At 47.5% G+C, this 19,266-nt stretch carries 17 protein-coding genes and 1 other RNA gene; 15 read left to right on the plus strand and 3 right to left on the minus strand.

All coding sequences use genetic code 11. The annotated features are described in order from the left end of the window. Window positions 1-6: 6 nt before the first annotated feature. From secY to sucD, 13 genes are all read left to right on the plus strand, one after another. Window positions 7-1,380 (plus strand): preprotein translocase subunit SecY, encoded by a 1,374-nt coding sequence (secY, locus tag H6570_18580; GenBank protein ID MCB9321293.1) that lies wholly within the window; start codon window positions 7-9, stop codon window positions 1,378-1,380. Between the two features lie 17 nt (window positions 1,381-1,397). Further along, window positions 1,398-2,207 carry a type I methionyl aminopeptidase gene (gene map, locus H6570_18585; GenBank protein ID MCB9321294.1) on the plus strand — a complete coding sequence of 270 codons (810 nt, stop codon included), beginning with the start codon at window positions 1,398-1,400 and terminating at the stop codon, window positions 2,205-2,207. A gap of 27 nt (window positions 2,208-2,234) precedes the next feature. Next, window positions 2,235-2,456: a translation initiation factor IF-1 gene (infA, locus tag H6570_18590; protein MCB9321295.1), complete on the plus strand. Its 222-nt coding sequence runs from the start codon at window positions 2,235-2,237 to the stop codon at window positions 2,454-2,456. Window positions 2,457-2,460: 4 nt separating this feature from the next. Then, a complete protein-coding gene (rpmJ, locus tag H6570_18595; GenBank protein ID MCB9321296.1) occupies window positions 2,461-2,577 on the plus strand; it encodes a 50S ribosomal protein L36 in 117 nt (38 codons plus the stop codon). Window positions 2,578-2,606: 29 nt separating this feature from the next. After that, a complete protein-coding gene (rpsM, locus tag H6570_18600; protein MCB9321297.1) occupies window positions 2,607-2,984 on the plus strand; it encodes a 30S ribosomal protein S13 in 378 nt (125 codons plus the stop codon). A gap of 36 nt (window positions 2,985-3,020) precedes the next feature. Beyond that, window positions 3,021-3,407, plus strand: a complete 387-nt coding sequence (gene rpsK / locus H6570_18605; GenBank protein MCB9321298.1) for a 30S ribosomal protein S11 — start codon at window positions 3,021-3,023, stop codon at window positions 3,405-3,407. A gap of 27 nt (window positions 3,408-3,434) precedes the next feature. Next, window positions 3,435-4,046: a 30S ribosomal protein S4 gene (rpsD, locus tag H6570_18610; protein ID MCB9321299.1), complete on the plus strand. Its 612-nt coding sequence runs from the start codon at window positions 3,435-3,437 to the stop codon at window positions 4,044-4,046. Between the two features lie 51 nt (window positions 4,047-4,097). After that, window positions 4,098-5,096, plus strand: a complete 999-nt coding sequence (locus tag H6570_18615) for a DNA-directed RNA polymerase subunit alpha (GenBank protein MCB9321300.1) — start codon at window positions 4,098-4,100, stop codon at window positions 5,094-5,096. Between the two features lie 110 nt (window positions 5,097-5,206). Next, window positions 5,207-5,686, plus strand: coding sequence for a 50S ribosomal protein L17 (rplQ, locus tag H6570_18620; GenBank protein ID MCB9321301.1), 480 nt, complete (start codon window positions 5,207-5,209; stop codon window positions 5,684-5,686). 123 nt (window positions 5,687-5,809) lie between these two features. Beyond that, entirely contained in the window at window positions 5,810-6,919 is a 1,110-nt protein-coding gene (gene carA / locus H6570_18625) for a glutamine-hydrolyzing carbamoyl-phosphate synthase small subunit (GenBank protein MCB9321302.1), read from the plus strand. A gap of 11 nt (window positions 6,920-6,930) precedes the next feature. After that, window positions 6,931-8,217 (plus strand): phosphopyruvate hydratase, encoded by a 1,287-nt coding sequence (gene eno / locus H6570_18630; GenBank protein MCB9321303.1) that lies wholly within the window; start codon window positions 6,931-6,933, stop codon window positions 8,215-8,217. Window positions 8,218-8,321: 104 nt separating this feature from the next. Next, the gene (locus tag H6570_18635; protein ID MCB9321304.1) at window positions 8,322-8,666 is read left to right on the plus strand and encodes a hypothetical protein; all 345 of its coding nucleotides are present in this window, start codon (window positions 8,322-8,324) and stop codon (window positions 8,664-8,666) included. Further along, window positions 8,663-9,532: a succinate--CoA ligase subunit alpha gene (gene sucD / locus H6570_18640; GenBank protein MCB9321305.1), complete on the plus strand. Its 870-nt coding sequence runs from the start codon at window positions 8,663-8,665 to the stop codon at window positions 9,530-9,532. Before H6570_18635 ends, sucD begins: the two co-directional genes overlap by 4 nt. A gap of 65 nt (window positions 9,533-9,597) precedes the next feature. Here the strand turns inward: sucD and H6570_18645 are convergent, their stop codons facing one another. Beyond that, the gene (locus tag H6570_18645) at window positions 9,598-12,729 is read right to left on the minus strand and encodes a hypothetical protein (protein MCB9321306.1); all 3,132 of its coding nucleotides are present in this window, start codon (window positions 12,727-12,729) and stop codon (window positions 9,598-9,600) included. Window positions 12,730-12,938: 209 nt separating this feature from the next. Between H6570_18645 and rnpB the strand changes: the two genes are divergently transcribed. Further along, an RNA gene (gene rnpB / locus H6570_18650) (RNase P RNA component class A) lies at window positions 12,939-13,309 on the plus strand. Window positions 13,310-13,371: 62 nt separating this feature from the next. Here rnpB and porV read toward each other — a convergent pair. Then, window positions 13,372-14,532 (minus strand): type IX secretion system outer membrane channel protein PorV, encoded by a 1,161-nt coding sequence (gene porV, locus H6570_18655; GenBank protein ID MCB9321307.1) that lies wholly within the window; start codon window positions 14,530-14,532, stop codon window positions 13,372-13,374. 110 nt (window positions 14,533-14,642) lie between these two features. Beyond that, a complete protein-coding gene (gene porU, locus H6570_18660; GenBank protein MCB9321308.1) occupies window positions 14,643-18,125 on the minus strand; it encodes a type IX secretion system sortase PorU in 3,483 nt (1,160 codons plus the stop codon). Window positions 18,126-18,267: 142 nt separating this feature from the next. Between porU and H6570_18665 the strand changes: the two genes are divergently transcribed. Next, the gene (locus H6570_18665) at window positions 18,268-19,263 is read left to right on the plus strand and encodes a type IX secretion system membrane protein PorP/SprF (protein ID MCB9321309.1); all 996 of its coding nucleotides are present in this window, start codon (window positions 18,268-18,270) and stop codon (window positions 19,261-19,263) included. The last annotated feature ends 3 nt before the right edge of the window (window positions 19,264-19,266 follow it).

The raw sequence follows: 19,266 nt of genomic DNA on the forward strand, positions 1-19,266 counted from the left end.
GATCACATGAAAAAATTGATCGAGACCCTCAAGAATATTTGGAAAATTCAGGAACTCCGTAAACGGATTCTATATACACTGGGACTGATCCTCGTTTATCGATTTGGTAAATACGTGGTCATTCCTGGCGTTAATGCCACCATCATGCAGAGTGCCATCAATCAGGCACAAGGCAAGGATCTTCTGGGTTTGATCAACAACTTCACCGGAGGCGCTTTTTCATCGGCTTCGGTTTTTGCATTGGGTATTATGCCCTATATCACGGCATCCATTATCGTTCAATTGCTGGGCTTTGCAGTGCCTTATTTTCAGCGGTTGCAGCAACATGAGGGAGAGTCCGGGAGGAAAAAACTAAATCAGATCACCCGCCTGCTTACCGTGGCAATTACCCTGGTTCAGGGGGGAGGCTATCTTACCCTGGTTAAAAATATGGGTGCTGTTGACCCGAATATTGCACCCGGCCTGTTCTGGTTTAGTGGTATTATCATCCTTTCCAGTGGTACCATCTTCGCGATGTGGTTGGGTGAAAAGATTACCGACCGCGGTATTGGAAACGGTATCTCCATGCTGATTATGATCGGGATTATTGCCAACATCCCGAGCGCCTTACTGTTTGAATTCTCAAGTAGGGTAGAGGCAGGCGGAGCATTACTTTTTGTTCTGGAACTGGCACTGTTCTTCCTGGTTATCGTAGCTACGATCCTGATTGTACAGGGCGTGCGTAAGATTCCGATCCAGTTTGCCAAACGGATGGTAGGCCGTGGAAACATCAATATGCCGGTCAGCGGAAACCGTGATTACATTCCTCTGAAAGTGAATGCTGCCGGTGTAATGCCTATCATCTTTGCCCAGGCCATCATGTTTTTACCGGCTACCATTGCTGGCTGGTTATCCAACAACGATTCTTCCATTATGGCGAGTGGATTTATGCAGCAGCTGACCAATCCATTCTCCTTCTTGTCCAGCGTATTCGCATTCCTGCTGGTTGTGGTATTTACCTTCGTGTATACCGCTCTGATCGTTAATCCCAAGCAGTATTCCGAATACCTGAAACGTCAAAATGCATTTATTCCTGGTGTCAAGCCGGGTAAAGATACCGCTGATTTCATCGATGAAATTACGACCAGAGTGACTTTGCCGGGGTCAATCTTCCTTGGATTGATCACCATCATCCCGGCTATCGCATTTGCTTTCGGTGTCAGTCAGCGCTTTGCACATTACTTCGGAGGTACCTCCTTGCTTATCCTGGTCGCAGTAGTCCTGGATACCTTGCAGCAAATCGAGAGTTACCTGCTTATGCGTAAATACGATGGACTGGTTAAATCCGGCCGGATCAAAGGAAGAAGTGGCAGCGGAATGCAGATCGGCGCCAGCATGTAAATCTTCCTTACACAACTATGGTTACGTATAAGACAGACGAAGAAATTGAACTCATCCGCAAAAGCTGCCTGTTGGTTTGTGACGCACTGGCAGAGGTTGCTACCCTGCTGAAGCCCGGAATCACCGGGCAGGAGATCGATTCTGCCGCCGAACAAGTCATACGTGACCATGGTGCCAAGCCCGGATTCAAAGGATATCGTGGTTTTCCGGCCACCCTCTGTGTCTCCAGAAATGAAGAAGTAGTCCATGGTATACCCAATACACAGCCCTTCAAGGCCGGTGATATCGTGTCGGTAGATTGTGGCGTGCTTATGAATGGGTTCTATGGAGATGCCGCATATACTTTCGCCATAGGTGATGTCCCTGAAAAAACCATGGAACTACTTCGGGTCACTAGGCGTTCACTCTACCTGGCGATAGAACAAGCGAAATCAGGACAGCGTATCGGAGACATCAGCTTTGCCGTACAAAATTATTGCGAAGTGGAGAACCATTACGGTGTCGTTCGGGAGCTGGTTGGACATGGTGTGGGTAAGAATCTGCACGAAAGCCCGGATGTCCCGAACTTTGGAAAACGGGGCAGAGGATTAAAACTGAGGTCTGGACTGGTCATTGCCATCGAACCGATGGTCAATCTGGGCGACAAAAGAGTAGCTCAGTCACAGGACGGATGGACGATATATGCAAGGGATCACGCCCCATCCGCGCACTATGAACATACCATTGCAATCCGTGATGATGGTGCTGATATCCTGTCGGATCACGTACGAATCGAAGAGGCGATTAAAAATAACGCAGAACTTAAGGAAATTTCAAATAAAAATTAGATATTTGCACTCCGAATTTTGAACCAGGTGGCTAAGAAAAACTTAATTAAGCAAGACGGTGTGATTGAAGAAGCCCTCTCCAATGCGATGTTCCGCGTGCGTTTGGAGAACGGCCATCAGATCATAGCCACGATATCTGGTAAAATGCGAATGAATTACATTAGGATCCTTCCCGGTGACAAAGTTTCGGTGGAAATGTCTCCATACGATCTGAGTCGGGGACGGATCATATTTAGATATAAATCCTAGCGATATGAAAGTTCGAGCTTCCGTGAAGAAGCGTACGGCAGATTGTAAGATCGTACGACGTAAAGGACGGGTATACATTATTAACAAAAAGAACCCTAAGCTGAAGCAGCGTCAGGGTTAATATTTTATAAAGCGAAAATACATCAACGTATGGCTCGTATAGCAGGTATAGACCTCCCAAGACATAAACGTGGCGTCATCGGATTGACCTATATCTTTGGCATTGGCAAGACCACTGCCGGTAAGATACTGGATAAGGCTAACATCAGCCATGACACCAAGGTGGAAGGCTGGTCGGATGAAAACGTTCGTACCATATCCCGTATCATCCAGGAAGATCTCAAAGTAGAAGGTGAATTGCGTTCTGAAGTGCAGTTGAATATCAAGCGCCTCATGGATATCGCCTGTTACCGTGGGTTGCGTCACCGTAAAGGTCTGCCGGTGCGTGGTCAGAGAACGAAAACAAATGCACGGACCCGTAAGGGAAGAAGAAAGACCGTTGCAAATAAGAAGAAAGCAACTAAATAAAACATAATCACTCCATAGTCCGATTAATCCTATAGTATGGCTAAAGCGAAAAAGGTTAAAAAAAGGAAAGTGCATGTTGACCATGACGGATACGTGTACATCCTGGCAAGTTTTAATAACCTGATTGTGACGCTGACCAACAAACAAGGTCAGGTGATCTCCTGGGCATCCGCCGGTAAGGCTGGTTTCCGTGGATCGAAGAAGAATACTCCTTATGCAGCGCAGGTTGCGGCTACTTCTGCTGCCAATACGGCCTATGAAGCGGGTATGCGTTCAGCGGAGGTCTATGTAAAAGGACCGGGCTCCGGACGAGAGGCAGCAATCCGTGCTATTGATGGTATCGGGATCCGCGTTAACCGGATATTGGATACCACTCCAATACCGCATAACGGTTGCCGTCCTCCCAAGAAAAGAAGAGTATAATTTCAATCCTAAGAAGAATCGATAATTATGGCGCGTTATACTGGACCTAGAACGAAAAAAGCCAGAACGTTTGGTGAACCCATTTTCGGACCGGACAATTCGTTTGAAAAACGTAAATACCCTGCCGGACAACACGGGTTGACCCGCAAAAGAAAGACCAAGTCAGACTATGCTCTCCAGCTGATGGAGAAGCAGAAAGCTAAATATACCTATGGTGTCCTGGAACGCCAGTTTCGCAATCTTTTCGATCATGCGAACCGGAAGAAAGGGGTTACCGGTGAAATCCTGCTCCAATTTCTGGAAGCACGGCTGGACAATACAGTGTTCCGCCTTGGTATCTCACCTACCCGTCGCGGTGCCAGACAACTCGTGTCACACAAACACATCGTGGTTAATGGCGTTGTTACCAACATCCCGTCCTTTCAGCTGAAACCGGGTGATGTCATTCAGGTACGTGGAAAATCCCAACACCTGGATGCAATCCACCATTCCGTACATGCGAAATCAGAAATCCGCAAATTTGGCTGGCTGGAGTTTAATCCGGAAAAAATGGAAGGTAAATTCCTGGCTTATCCGGAACGTGAAAACATACCCGAAAAGATCAACGAACAGTTGATTGTGGAATTGTATTCCAAGTAATCTGCTTGGCTGGTTATTTTGATATTGAACTAATTCTAAGTTTGCTAGCAAATGAATATTCTTAATTTTCAGAAACCAGATAAAATCATTCTCCAAAAGGCTACTGAGTTTGAAGGTGTCTTCGAATTTAAGCCGCTGGAGCCTGGTTTTGGTCAGACCATCGGCAACAGCCTGCGGAGGGTATTGCTCTCTTCATTGGAAGGTTTTGCCATTTCCGCCGTACGTATCGGTGGTGTTGACCACGAATTTGCCACCATCCGTGGTGTGGTTGAGGATGTAGTCGACATCATCCTGAACCTGAAGCAGGTCCGGTTAAAGAATGTGCTGAATGACGATAGTGTAAAAGAAGAGACCATCTACCTGACCATCAGCGGAAAAGATGTATTTACTGCCGGTGACATTGAATCTTTTACCAACGTGTTTAAGATCATGAACCCCGAGCTGGTCATCTGCCACATGGAAAACTTCGTTAACATCGAAATGGAGTTAACGGTGACCAAAGGCAGAGGTTACGTACCTGCAGATGAGAACCTGAATAAGGAGGCTCCGATCGGAGTTATTCCATTGGATGCCATCTTTACGCCGATCAAAAATGTTTCATACGCTGTATCCAATACCCGTGTAGGGCAACGGACAGACTATGAGAAACTCACGATTGAGGTGACAACAGACGGAACCATCCATCCGGAAGATGCCGTTAAGCAGGCTTCACGGATCCTGATCCAGCACCTGATGCTGATCACCGATGAGAACATCACCTTTGATGATGATTCCCGCCGTGAAGATCAGATCGTGGATGAGCACATCCTGCATATGCGCAAATTGCTAAAGACTTCGCTGGAAGATCTTGATCTGTCCGTTCGGGCATACAATTGCCTCAAAGCAGCCAAGATCAATACCCTCGGAGAATTGGTAAAATACGATACGCACGAACTGCTTAAGTTCCGCAACTTTGGTAAGAAGTCCTTGGTTGAAATCGAAGAATTGTTGCAGACCAAGAACCTCACCTTTGGCATGGATTTGTCAAAATATAAACTGGACGAAGAATAATTCCTGCCGTACTGAGGGAATCGTCCGGACTTAAATAAAACTGCAATTACGGATCGGGGATAAAGACGGAATACATCCTCAGCGTGTTGCGAAGTTCATAAAATGGTAAAATGAATCACGGGAACAAACAAAACCATCTCGGTAGAAAAAAGGGCCATCGCGACGCTTTGTTGAGCAACCTGGCCATCGCATTGATCAAGCATAAGCGGATCAGCACCACACTGGCTAAAGCGAAAGCATTGCGTCAGTATGTAGAGCCTCTGGTGACCAAAGGAAAGGAAAATACCACGCACTCACGCCGCGTAGTTTTCAGCTATCTCAATAATAAAGAAGCGGTAACTGAGCTTTTCAGCACAGTAGCTGAGCGTGTAGCAAGTCGCCCCGGTGGTTATACCCGTGTGATCAGAACCGGCTTCCGTCTGGGTGACGGGGCTGAAACTGCCATGATTGAACTGGTCGATTTTAATGATGTGCTCACCAAAAGCACCTCTCCTGCAAAAGCCACTAAAAAGCGGACTCGCCGTGGTAGCAAACCAAAAGCAGCTGAAACCGTGGCACCTCCGGTATCGGCTAAACAAGAAGAAGAATAAAGTGCATAGCCATTTAGCATATGAATCCCTAATCGGTCGTCCGGTTAGGGATTTTTTTTGCAATAACACCCAACACCGGCCTGGCAATCGGTATATTTGCGAAAACTCAGAAAAGTCATTTCAATGGATTCCATCGGAAGCCGCCCGGCAGTATTGGTCTTAGAGGACGGAACAGTTTTTCATGGTAAAGCCGCAGGTGCCATCGGTACGACAAGCGGTGAAATATGTTTCAATACCGGTATGACCGGATACCAGGAAATATTTACCGATCCCTCGTATTTCGGCCAGATCCTCGTCGCTACCAATGCCCACATCGGCAATTATGGTATTAAGGAAGAAGAAGTCGAATCCGACTCCATCAAGATATCTGGATTTATTTGCAAGAATTTCACCGATCGGGGTTATTCAAGACAATTGGCCGACCTTTCTATCCAGGATTATTTTGAGCGGGAACAACTTGTCGCCATTCAGGATGTCGATACAAGGGCTATCGTCAGGCATATCCGTACCAAAGGGGCAATGAATGCCATAATTTCCTCCGAAGAACTGGACATCGAAAAATTAATGCAGCAACTCAATCAAACTCCTTCCATGGATGGATTGGAGCTGGCTACCAGGGTTACCACCCAGGAGGCTTATTTCCTAGGGAATCCAAATGCCAGGTGGAAGGTTGCTGTTCTGGATTTTGGTACCAAACGGAACATCCTGAACTGTTTCATCGAGCGTGATTGCTTCCTTCGGGTATTTCCGGCTACCACTACATTTGCTGAAATCAAGAAATGGGAACCGGATGGTTATTTCCTTTCCAATGGTCCCGGTGATCCGGCGCCCATGGAATATGCCATTGTAACCATTCGCGAAATAATCAAGGAAGGAAAACCGACCTTTGGTATCTGTCTGGGACACCAGCTGCTTGCCTTGGCTATGGGTATTTCTACCTTTAAAATGCACCATGGGCACCGGGGTATCAATCATCCGGTTAAGAACCTGATCACCGGCTCCTGCGAGATCACCAGCCAGAATCATGGCTTTGGTGTAGATCCCGCTGATCTTGAGAAACATACCGATCTGGTAGAGATTACCCACCGGAACCTGAATGATCAGAGCATCGAAGGCATCCGGCTCAGGAAAGCACCGGCTTTTTCGGTGCAGTACCATCCGGAAGCAGCACCCGGTCCTCACGATGCCCGCTACCTGTTTGATCAGTTTATTCAATTAATGGAAAAACAATAAAATACATTACCATGAGTACAATCGTTGACTTGCGTGCCCGGGAGATATTAGACTCCAGGGGGAATCCTACCGTTGAAGTGGAGGTATTGACTGAAGACGGCATTTTGGGGCGCGCCGCGGTGCCTTCTGGTGCTTCCACCGGCAAATACGAAGCAGTCGAATTGCGTGATAACGATAAAAAGCGATTCGGTGGCAAAGGGGTATTAAAGGCATGCGAACACGTCAATGAGAAAATCAGCGAAGCTCTGATTGGTATCAGTGTCTTCGAACAGCGCCTGATCGATCAGGTTATGATTGAACTGGATGGCACCACCAATAAAGCAAAACTGGGAGCCAATGCAATCCTGGGCGTATCTCTGGCAGTTAGTAAAGCAGCTGCCCTTTCCAGTAGCCAATCCCTGTTCAGATACGTGGGAGGAGTTAATGCATTTACCCTGCCGGTTCCCCTGATGAACATCCTGAATGGAGGAAGCCATGCCGATAACAACATCGATTTTCAGGAATTTATGATCGTTCCGGTAGGTGGTGAGTCTTTTTCAGAAGCATTGCGCATGGGCGTTGAGGTCTTCCACCAGCTGAAATCCGTGCTTAAGAAGAAAGGCCTGTCCACCAATGTTGGTGATGAGGGAGGATTTGCTCCGAGCCTGACTTCCAACGAAGAAGCCATCAATACCGTAATCCAGGCCATTGAGACAGCTGGATTCCGCCCGGGCGAAGATGTCTTTATAGCAATGGATGCAGCGGCAAGCGAATTTTACGATGAGGAAGCCAAAGTCTACCATTTCCATAAAAGCAAAGGTGAAAAACTAACTTCCGCCGAGATGGTCAGTTATTGGGTGGACTGGTGCAAAAAATACCCCATCATCTCCATTGAAGACGGACTGCATGAAGATGACTGGAGTGGCTGGGCAGAGCTGACTAAAGCTCTTGGCAATAAGGTGCAATTGGTGGGTGATGACCTGTTTGTTACCAATGTCTCCAAGTTGCAGCGGGGTATCGAAGAGAAAGTCGCCAACTCCATTTTGGTCAAAGTAAACCAGATTGGCACCCTGAGTGAAACCATCGATGCGGTTCAGCTTGCAACACGGAATGGGTATACATCCATCATGAGCCACCGTTCAGGAGAAACCGAAGACAGTACCATCTCTGATCTGGCAGTAGCATTGAATACCGGACAAATCAAGACAGGGTCGGGTTCAAGGTCTGACCGTATGGCGAAATACAACCAGTTATTGCGGATCGAAGAGGAATTGGCTGAGACTGCTTATTTCCCTGGCCGTAAAGCTTTTAAACAATAAACAATTTTCCGATACCGGACAAATTTGGATGGTAGTCTTCCTGGTGTATCGTTTTTAAAAGGTGAATTAAATCGTATCTTGCAGCCAGACTAAAGGCTCAAAATATGCAGGTAAAAAGTATCCTGGAAAAATGGCCGTTTCCACCGGTCAAATGGCGGAAACTGGTGTTGAACAAATACGCCATAACACTACTGGCATTTCTGATTTGGATGATCTTTTTCGATCAGAGCAGGGTGACCCGTCAGTGGATGCTTTCGGAAACCGTTTCAAATCTTGAACAAGAAAAAGAAGACTACCAGGACCGCATCGAAGAGGTGAAGGGCGACATCTATGACCTCGAGCGGAACAAAGAAAAATTTGCCCGCGAAAAATATTTCCTGCACCTGAAAGGCGAGGAAGTGTTTATAATGAAAGACGAACAAAAAAAGGAGAAAACGCAATCTCAATGAGTGTATTGGTCAATAAGAACTCGAAGATCATTGTGCAGGGATTTACCGGCAAGGAAGGCACTTTTCATGCCGAGCAAATGATAGAATATGGCACTCCGGTGGTAGGAGGGGTGACACCTGGTAAAGGAGGAACACTTCACCTGGATCGACCCGTGTTTAACACCGTCGCCGATGCAGTTGAACAGGCAGGGGCAGATACTTCCGTCATCTTTGTACCGCCTGCATTTGCAGCGGACGCCATCATGGAAGCCGCTGATTCGGGTATTAAAGTTATCGTTTGCATCACCGAAGGCATTCCGGTACAGGATATGGTCAAAGTGAAGGCTTATATCAGTGACCGTGATTGCCGGTTGATTGGGCCGAATTGCCCTGGTATCATCACCCCAGGTGAAGCGAAAGTGGGCATTATGCCCGGCTTTATTCACCGGAAGGGGCACGTGGGCATTGTGTCCCGGTCTGGTACATTGACTTATGAAGCCGTGGACCAGGTGACCAAGACCGGTATGGGACAGTCCACTTGTATCGGTATCGGTGGTGATCCCATCGTAGGTACCACAACCAAGGAAGCGGTCGAATTGTTGATGAATGACCCGGACACCCACGGCATCATCATGATCGGTGAGATCGGTGGAGGTATGGAGGCTGAAGCTGCCGAATATATTAAAGCCCACGGGACCAAACCAGTAGTCGGATTTATTGCTGGCCAAACGGCTCCTAAAGGCCGAAAAATGGGACATGCCGGAGCCATTATTGGCGGAAAAGATGATACCGCTGAAGCAAAAATGAAAATTATGACCGCATGTGGCATTCATGTGGTGCAATCTCCAGCTGAAATTGGACAGACCATGTACGATCTATTGAAGTGATCGCAATACTATATGGGCAAAACGAAACCAAATAGCTCGTGCCTCCTGGCATGGGCTTTTTTGTTTTAAAGAGTTACCCGCTCCGTGATCATGTAGTTATCCTTCATATGCATGAGCGGAAGGTCAATGATGAAGGTTGTTCCTTTATTAAGCTCGGTCTTGAAGTAGATTTTGCCATTAAAGGATTCGATGATATTGTGGGAAATGGCCAGGCCAAGACCGGTCCCTGAGCTCTTGGTAGTAAAGTTGGGATAGAAGACCTTGTCCTTCATGTTGTCCGGAATGCCGATACCGTTGTCTTCCACTTCTATGCGCGCATGGTCACCTTCTTTGTATAACCGGATCATGATTTTACCACGGCGTGATTTCGGAATGCATTGAGTCGCATTCTTGACCAGATTGTTCAATACGCGTAGTAGGTGGTTCTTGTCCGCAAAGACATAGATCTCATCGATCGGCACATAGAGACTGATGTCCATGTCTTCCCGCTTACGGAACAGGTCATGCACATTAGCCACAATCTCATTGAGGATAACCTTTTCATTCTCCGGCTGGGGCATTTTTGCAAAATTGGAAAACTCCGAAGCAATCTGGGAAAGGTTGTCAATCTGCTCAACCAGGGTATGCGATACGCGGTCCACGACCTGCTGGATTTCTTCAGGCCGTGAGCGGATAGCCATTTGCATGTGCTGGATGCTCAATTTCATCGGAGTCAGCGGGTTTTTGATCTCGTGGGCCACCTGTTTGGCCATCTCCCGCCAGGCCATCTCCCGTTCCGTATGTGCCAGAAATTGAGCGCTGTCCTCCAATTTCTGGATCATTTCATTGTAATTGTTGATCAGTTCTCCGACCTCATCCATATTATCCCAATGGAGTTTTTTATTGGGTTGTCCTAATTTGATCTGCTTCAGGTTTTCACCCAGCGCAAAGAGTGGCCGGGTAATGGAGTTGGCAACCGCGATGGCCACGGATCCTGCCAGCAACAACAGGAAAATGTACACATTCAATAATGTGCCAATAAAGTCGTTGACGTTTTGCTGCAATAATTTGCTGCTATCCAGATCCGGAATGCTGATGAATCCGGCAAGACGGGTAGGCGTATATATGGGTGCGAAAAAGGTCGTTCCGTAATCCGACTGGATATCGAGATAGGTTACATCACCATCTCTGTTTGCTGCAAACTGCCGGTAGATATGGTACGGTACCCACTCATTGTAAACCTGTGGTTGCATACCATTGGCAGAAAAGGACCTGAGCCGGTGGCCATATTGATCAAAGAGCTCCAGATTGGTCTTGTTAATATTGGCGAAGTCCTTGAGTTGTACATTTATCCGATCGAGATTGGTTAATCCGGGGGATGTAGCTGTCATAGTCAACTCAATGGATTGGATCGCAGCTGACAGTTTGGACCGCAATTGGCTGTATTGTGCTGCTTCAGAAGAGTTCTTGAAATAAAACACGGTAATCACGGCAATGATCAGAAAGGAGGCCATGATCACAGCGATGACTGATAGCTGAATCCTGTTCCGGAGGGATTGGCTGTTACTCAAATCAATCTGTAGCGAGTTGGGTATGAACCGTCCGTAGGTGTTGGATAGAACCAGCAGGATAAAGCAGATCAGGAATAAAATGAACACATAGCTGAATGCCGAAATGGGCTTGATCATACCCATGAGCGGCTTACCGATCACCGCGATATTCCGTGGGTTCAGCCATACGAGCAACTCGGATCTCCCATCCTGGATAATTTCCTGATACCCCTGCTCTCCCGATATTTGAAATGGGAAGTTGATAGGATAGATATCCGGAGCATTCGTGGGATCGAGTACTCCGTCACGATAAAGCGCTACACTGTAATTTTCTACATTTTCGGGTGGATTGGTAAGCAATTCATATCCAATCTGTTTGCGTAGTTCGAGATCTTCCAGCCAGTTGAATTTGAATAATATGATGGCTGTAAACCCGGAGAAAAGAATCAGCCAGGTGATCAGCCAGGTGATCGAAGGTCGTACAGCTTCGAGAAACAACTCAAACAGGATGATGTATATCGCTGCGAACAGGAAGAAAAAGGTCCATGAAAATGCAATCGACAACAACCAGTAAACCGGTAACGATATAAAGGAAGCGGCCAGGTATCCAATTAACCGGACTTTGCGGTCCACATCGCGTTCGATGATTTCGGTAAGTAAACGATGATGAAGTACAAATAATGCTATGCACAGGATAATCAGGCAAACCAGGGCAACCAGGCTGATAATTTGACTGGCAAAGAAATTATCCAGCTCCAGGGGTATGCGCAGATTTAAGACAAAAGTCTGAGCGATACGGGCGAGGATCAAAAAACTGACAATGATAAAGATGTAGGTTAACCCGGTTAAAGGGATATCACCCAGTTTTTTCTTGCGCAGGTAAATGAAAAAACGATCACTTTGCCGGTGCAGGTAGAAAACCATACCCAACAGCAGCACACTTATTAGCGTATAGCCAGCCAGTTTTGAGGATATGGAACCATCGGCGAACATGGGCATGACGCTCAATGGAATGGATACAGCCAATAATAGGTTGCCAATGCCCCAGGCAGTATAGGTCTTCCATGGTTTCCAATCTGCATGCCGGCTGAGGAGTATGTATAACCCAAGAAACAGAATGATCCATAAGGTCACCGCCAGGATGATCAGCATGGTATTCTGGCTCTTGAGTTGACGCTCGATATTGATGGCAACAGGCAGCTGGTCAGGATTCAGCTCTATCCAGGATTTGCCTTCAGGCCAATGGACCTGGAGCATGTCCTCCACCTGGAAAAGGTAATTACCGATATCTTCCAGTGACGATAGACTGACCGCTTCGGTCGTGAGGGTTTTTTGTTTGTAAAACAGATAATGTTTTGTCCCGATCTGGATGATGCCGTCCCGGATGGGTAATGCAAGCAGGCTGTCCAGTGCATCTACCGGAATCTTATTACCTGCCCAAAAGGTCCAGTTTGTTCTTTCTTTGACATAAAACTGTTGGTAGGGCAGAAATTGAGACGCATCGCACACATTGGTTCCGCTGGAATCTATGCAGTCACGCAACTGATACTGCATACTTTCGCTCACGTTGCGAACTTCCTGCTGGTATTCGGTGAATAAGTTATTCTCCTGTAAGCCCAAAGTGGAACAGGAGGACCAGATGCCAGTCAGCAACAAGCATATTCCCAAGTTCCATAGACTTGTGTATGGAGCATGCGACTTCATCAAACAAAATTATTATTTATTTTCATAATGTATAACTTTCATTATATGAATGTTAAATAAGTAATAAATTAATCTAATGCGTAACTGATTCAAATTTTGGTGCTTACGATGAGCCAGGTCGCTGCCATTGGAATATCCGGTCGTACATTGGGCAGGAAGTGTTATTTTTGAGGTCGGCTGGCCACTCTGTCGCTCTACCTGGGTAGGGAGGAAAGTCCGGACAACGCAGAGCACCACACCACCTAACGGGTGGGGCTTCCCGGTAGGGGGAGGTACAGAGCGTGTCACAGAAAATTACCGCCTAAGCAGGGTTTCCTGCCGGTAAGGGTGAAAACGTGCGGTAAGAGCGCACGGCGTCTTCCAGCAATGGATGGGGCGGATAAACCTTGTGGGTTGCAATGTCACGTACATCCTGATGGTATTATCCTGCAGGTTGCTCGCCTGCATTGGCTTCGGCCAGGTCAGGAGGGGTAGACAGCTTAGATAAATGACAGAGACGGAATATTTTTCCGGACAGAATCCGGCTTACAGGCCAGTTATCCTACCAAATAAAAAAGCCCTGGAGAGCAATCACCAGGGCTTTATATATTTTTAGTTTGAAACGTACTATTCGCCACCAAAATCAAACACCAGACCAAACCTCAGGGTATTGTCCAGCGGGTTGCGCTGATTGGATGTGGGCACCAGGTAGGACAAGTTCAGACCAAATACATTGTATTTGACGCCAAGCCCTACAGTGAGGTAGTTCCGGGCTCCTTTTGTAGGGTGCTCGTAGAAGTACCCCAGGCGGACAGCAAATTGTTTATCATACCAATATTCTGCCCCGATCGAGTAATTGATCTCATGGAGTTCTTCACTGAAATCGATACCGTCTCCAAAAGAACTGAACCAGGAACTGACTACAGATTGCTTTTTATAATCCGTGCTACCGCTGTACGGCGGAGTAGGAACCATCAACTTGTTCATATCAACTGCGACGGTCAGTGAGTTGTAATCATCCAGATCGATGTCATAGGCAAAGCCCAACCCGAAATTGGCAGGGATGAAGTCGTTGACATCCTGGGTATAGGATATTTTGGTTCCTAAATTACGGAGGGCAAGACCTGCCCGGATGGTACCATTATCAACCGGAGAGATGTACGAGAAGGACAAGTCTGCAGCTCCGGCCAATCCTGCTTTGATGTCCCTTCCTTCGACAACCTGATTGGCAGCAAGGTTGGAATAAATGAACTTCATGGTCAGTCCGGCCGAGAATTTTTCAGATAATTTGCGGGCATAGGCAGCAGAGAGCTCAAACTCATTTGGCTGACCCTGACCGGCAGGTTCACCATTCTCATCCGTAAAGTCAATGTCACCAAGTGAGAAGAAACGCAGGCTGGCGCCGACACTCTGCAGCTCATTGATTTTTTTATAACCGCTTAAATAGGCCATGTATACATCGCGTAATCCCAGGGCACGAAGCCAGGGAGAATAGGTTGCTGATAAACTGGAACTTTCATCTACAAAAGCAAGCTTTGAAGAGTTGAATGCCATGGAGTTGGCATCCGGAGAGATGGCAATCCCTACATCACCCATAGCGCCTGATCGGGCATCCGGAGTGATCATCAGAAATGGGACAGCCGTGATGATGGCATTAGGACACGGTGATCCATCCGGCAGGATATATCCCAAACTTGGATTGGCAGGATCCCGAGGAATGCATTGACCATAAACCTGAGAACCGGTCAACAGAATTCCTAAAAAAACGAACAGTAATTGCTTCATCATAAATATTGGTTCAGATAAATTTTCGCAAATATAGCAATAGCCATGCGGATTATGGAATTACCAATCTTTAAAGGTTGGATGCTGCTTTTTTATTGTATTAAGGTCAGAATTTAACGCGCGATGACCAATTTTTGAAGATCGCTTTTTGCGACTTTGGTTTGGTCCCCATTCGCCTGTGAAAGGACGATCTGATAAAAGTAAATCCCACTTGACAGAGGAGGAAATGCCTCGTCAAGATTGCCCCAAACGACTACCTCGGTCCGGTACCCCGGATCGGCTACCTGACCCTGAAGTTGGGCTACTTTTTGACCCAGCGTATTGTAGAGGTAGACTTCAGCTTGTAAAAGACCGGAGCCTCCATTGTGGGCAACGACAAAATGAACCTCATTCTGAGCAGGATTGGGGTATGCCGAGATGGACTTGATTTGCAGCTGCTGTCCCGCCACCACGACAAAATCAATGGTCGCCTCACTGTTATTGTTATAAATGTCCCAGGCCTTAACCCGGATCTGATGAGGCCCCGGAGTCAGACCGGAATAGGGATATTTGACAGTCCCGGCATTAAAGCCGGCAGGGGAGGCCTCGTAGAATGAATTCAGATTGACCCGGTTACGTGTATCTCCGTCCAGGATGGCTTCCAGGTCGTGGCCGATGCTGTTTCCTGATACGTTGATGCCGCTTTCATCTTCCAGGTTCACGAGGAGGATGGGATTCTCATCGGTGATGCCGTTATTCAGGAAAAGCGTATTGTTCATATAGAGATTGATCACCGGGCCTTCCGTATCGGCATTGGACTCCGGATTGGTGCCACCGATGACAATGTTCTCGTAAACGCCCCAGGCATCTCTGTCCTGTGCCTGGGCATAATAGCTGATCTTGCCGGGGCCATAGGTGTAATTGATGTCTTTGGGTACGATGAACTCCACGCTGAATTGGCCTTGATTAACAGCCGTTTTGCCCTTGTACAGGATGTTCTTTTGAATTTCAAATTCGATCTGCGGGCTGCCGGCATTTTGTTGTAGTGTGCTGACTTTAGAGGCCTTGTCGTAAATGGTAATGAAGAGGTCCCCGTTGAAGTCAGACGATAGTTCACCTGCTGGTGTCAGGACTTCTCCCTGGATGGTCACACGCTGTAATGCCCGGATGGTATCAGTCAATTCAGATACTGGTACGGTATTGATGGATTTGGTAGTCACCTGGTACGGAGGAATGGCCAGTTTAAGTGCAGGATCTCCGATCAGTGTAAATTTTCGGGCATTTTCATCACTCGGTCCCTGGGTTGATTTTGCTCGCATCAAGATCTCTCCGATGGTCCGGTAACCAGTGGAATCCCGCTGAAATAACTCTTCAAACACAGCCAGTGTAAGCTGGTAGTTTGAACTGAGATATACGGATCGTACGGTGGTAAAAAGCCCGATTCCACCGCCATTGGGATTGGTCAGGCACAACTCTCCGCCTGAGGTGGTTGAAGGGTCATCGTAAGCTGTAAATGAGCATGTAGCCGTGACAAAGAGCGGCAGCCTGTCCTTATTGCGCAGATTGTTGATATCGTTGATTTCCAAAACCCGCTCATCGGCCCATCCGCCAGGTCCTCCATGTCCAAGGTAGTTGATGACCAGTAATCCCTTGAAGAGTTCATTGGTCAGGGCGGTTTTTACAGTCGGATATCGTTCGCTGGAAGGTGTGATCTCCTGGACGAATGCATCGAAATAGATTTTTTCCAGATTGAACAGTGACAGATTGCTGAGCTTTTCTTTAGCGAGTCCTTCATTCTGTATGACGAATGCGCCGTCCTGTTCATCATCGGCCACCATGCCGATGCGTAATTTCCAGTCTCCGTAAGTGGCCGGATCGGTGTCGTAGCCTATGATTTTATCGACAACCTGCTCAGCTGTGGTGGCATTGTCAACCGGTAACCGCCCGATTGCAATATCCAGGGTGCCACGCAGTGGGTTTGCGTACCGGTCATCCGAATCATCCAGCAAGCCGAAATAATCGTCTGTTGGATAGGCGAAGATCGGTTCAAGGGAGCCAACCGTCTCATAGGTGGGGATAAAGTTTTGATCGGGCTGATTGGTGTCCAGATGCCGGTAATCGTAGGAAGCATCCCCAAACAGCAGCAGGTAACGGAATTCAGGATCCCGTTCATGCAGCATGCGGGCAAAGTCCCGGATCGCAGTAGGATCCGTTTTTCCGGCTGAAAATTCATGATACACCTGGTCGATGTTTACGGAGCTGACCCGCAGATGGCTAAATTTCCGCCGGTGTTCAGCCAGACGATTCGCTGCATCCTGATAATCGGGATGGTACAGGATAACCATATCGGTACCCTCGATCCCATGTAAATTCTGATTTGCAATGCTGCCGGCGACCTGCGGTGTACGGTGTACATCAGCCGGGTCAAAAGCCAGATATTCCTGCAATATTGCACTGTTATCGGTTGCATTGATTTGATCGCCTGCGCGCTGAGTGGATATCGCCTGCGGAATCAGCGGATCGGTTATGTTCCAGACTTGTACATTCTTAGCGGAATGGATCCGGTAAGTTGTCACAGGATTTTCGGTCGAAGCATACCACCGGAATGTAAAGGCAGAATCCGGATAAATCAGTTTACTTGTTGCATGCATTTCCAGATAGTCCAGCCACCCTTCCGTGTTGCTCCCGGCGATCGAAGGGTAGGTTACGACAACTTCGAGATTATTGCTCGTCGGCGTTATGACCTGGTTGACAATGCGTTGTCGTGCGTAGGTCGCTTCCACATCGCCTACATCGGTCCAGGCAATACTGCCGGCAAGGGAATCCTTATTGACACGGACGTAATAGGTGGAGGGTACTTCGCCGCGACCGGCAAAATTGGCAATCACCCGTAAGGGTGACCCTGCTACCCGGTTGGGCATTTGAAACCAGCCGGAATAATTTTTTGTCCTGGTATTGCTTAAATTATCACCAAACCATTGCTGCCCGGACCCGATGGTTGGTCCATATCTGGACAACAGGTTGACCTTATCTTCTTCATAATGAATATGCTGATCGAATACATCGGTCACCGATCCGGCGTCCATGACAGCCTGGGTCTGGACCCGGGCTCCCGGTCCTCCGTCGATGCGCAAATACACATAGCTGTACCTGCTAAACGGATTCATTTTAAAGTGATCCAGTCCGTCACTGGGATCGTACCTCCAGGCAGAAGGTCCTTCGGCATAGATCAATACAAAATCCTGCGCATCAAATTTGCCATCCTCCTCGCCACTGACCCATACCGGGATCTCCTGAAGATCATCTGTCCGTTCTGCATAAACTGACGTAGGCAGAGGACCTCCCCGGTGTCCATAAAATTTCAACACCTTTGGATTGATCTGATCGATGTTGATCTTTAATTCGGATTTGAAAAAATTGTAGTCCAGGCGGTAGATCCCATCGTTGGCTATCTGAATCTGGTACCATTCACCCGTGGATAATACCGATTGGGTAACAAAGTTATCCAACGGGCCGTTCAGGAAAAAATTGGCAGTATTTTGGTGGGCTTTAGGCGCAGGATACCAGGACAGCATAAACAGAAATCCAGGTAAAAGCATTATCCGGCGCAGATTCATGTCAAAATTTGTTTAAGATATTATTCATTCAAACGAAAGATAAAGCCGATACGTTACATACCAGGACGAGAACCAATGTAAAATTACGGACATTAACATCACCAACAAGCGCATTGCACGTATTTTGAACCAAGTTGTACGCATGGTCGGATGGGCCGGGATGATTATCTGGTCCCTGGGAGTGAAAGCACAGGATCCTGTGTACAGTCAGTTTTATATGGCACCCCTGCAACTCAATCCGGCCTTCACCGGAAGCACGCATGCACCTAAATTTTCAATGAACTACCGCAACCAGTGGCCCTCTCTTAACCATGCCTACACCACCTATTCTGCAAGCTATGATCAGTTTTTTAAAGACTTCAATAGCGGACTTGGTGCCAGCATCCTGGATGATGACGCAGGCAATGGACTGATCAAAACCACAAAAATTTCAGGATTTTATGCTTACCGTGTTCAGGTGACGCGGGATTTTTATGCGAAATTCGGAGTGCAGGCATCTTTTGTACAAAGCGCTTACAACTGGGAGAAGTTCGTTTTCCCGGATCAGATTGACCCCGTCACGGGTCCGGTTTCTCCCGGAGGCACCCCCTGGCCTACAGATGAGACAACACCTCCGGATTTACGCAATCAATACCTGGATGTCTCCTTCGGCTTGCTGGCCTTTACGAAAATATGGTATGGTGGATTTTCGGTGGAACACATCAACCGCCCTTCCCAAACATTGATTGCCGGCTATGAGAACAATATCGACGGTCTGCCAATCCGGATAAGCCTCCATGCAGGGGGTGAAATTGGTTTGTTTGAACATGCTGGATGGCTGGACCGGGTGTATATTTCTCCGCAGGTCATGGTCTCACGCCAAGGGCCTTTTAACCAGTTGCTGGGCGGCGCTTTCTTTGGCTTTGACCCTTTTTTCTTAGGGGTTTGGGCAAGGATGACCAGTCAGAACCCGGATGCAGCAATTATCTCAGCTGGCATGCGTACCGGTATCTTGAAACTTGCTTACAGCTATGACCTGACCGTATCCAGACTAGGGCTGGGGACCGGAGGCACCCATGAAATAGGAATCTTACTCAATTTGGACAAACTTTATCCTGAAGAGTCCAAATACATGGATTGTTTTCAAATGTTTCGCTGAATT

It is taken from the genome of Lewinellaceae bacterium, from assembly GCA_020636135.1.
Taxonomy (GTDB): domain Bacteria; phylum Bacteroidota; class Bacteroidia; order Chitinophagales; family Saprospiraceae; genus JAGQXC01.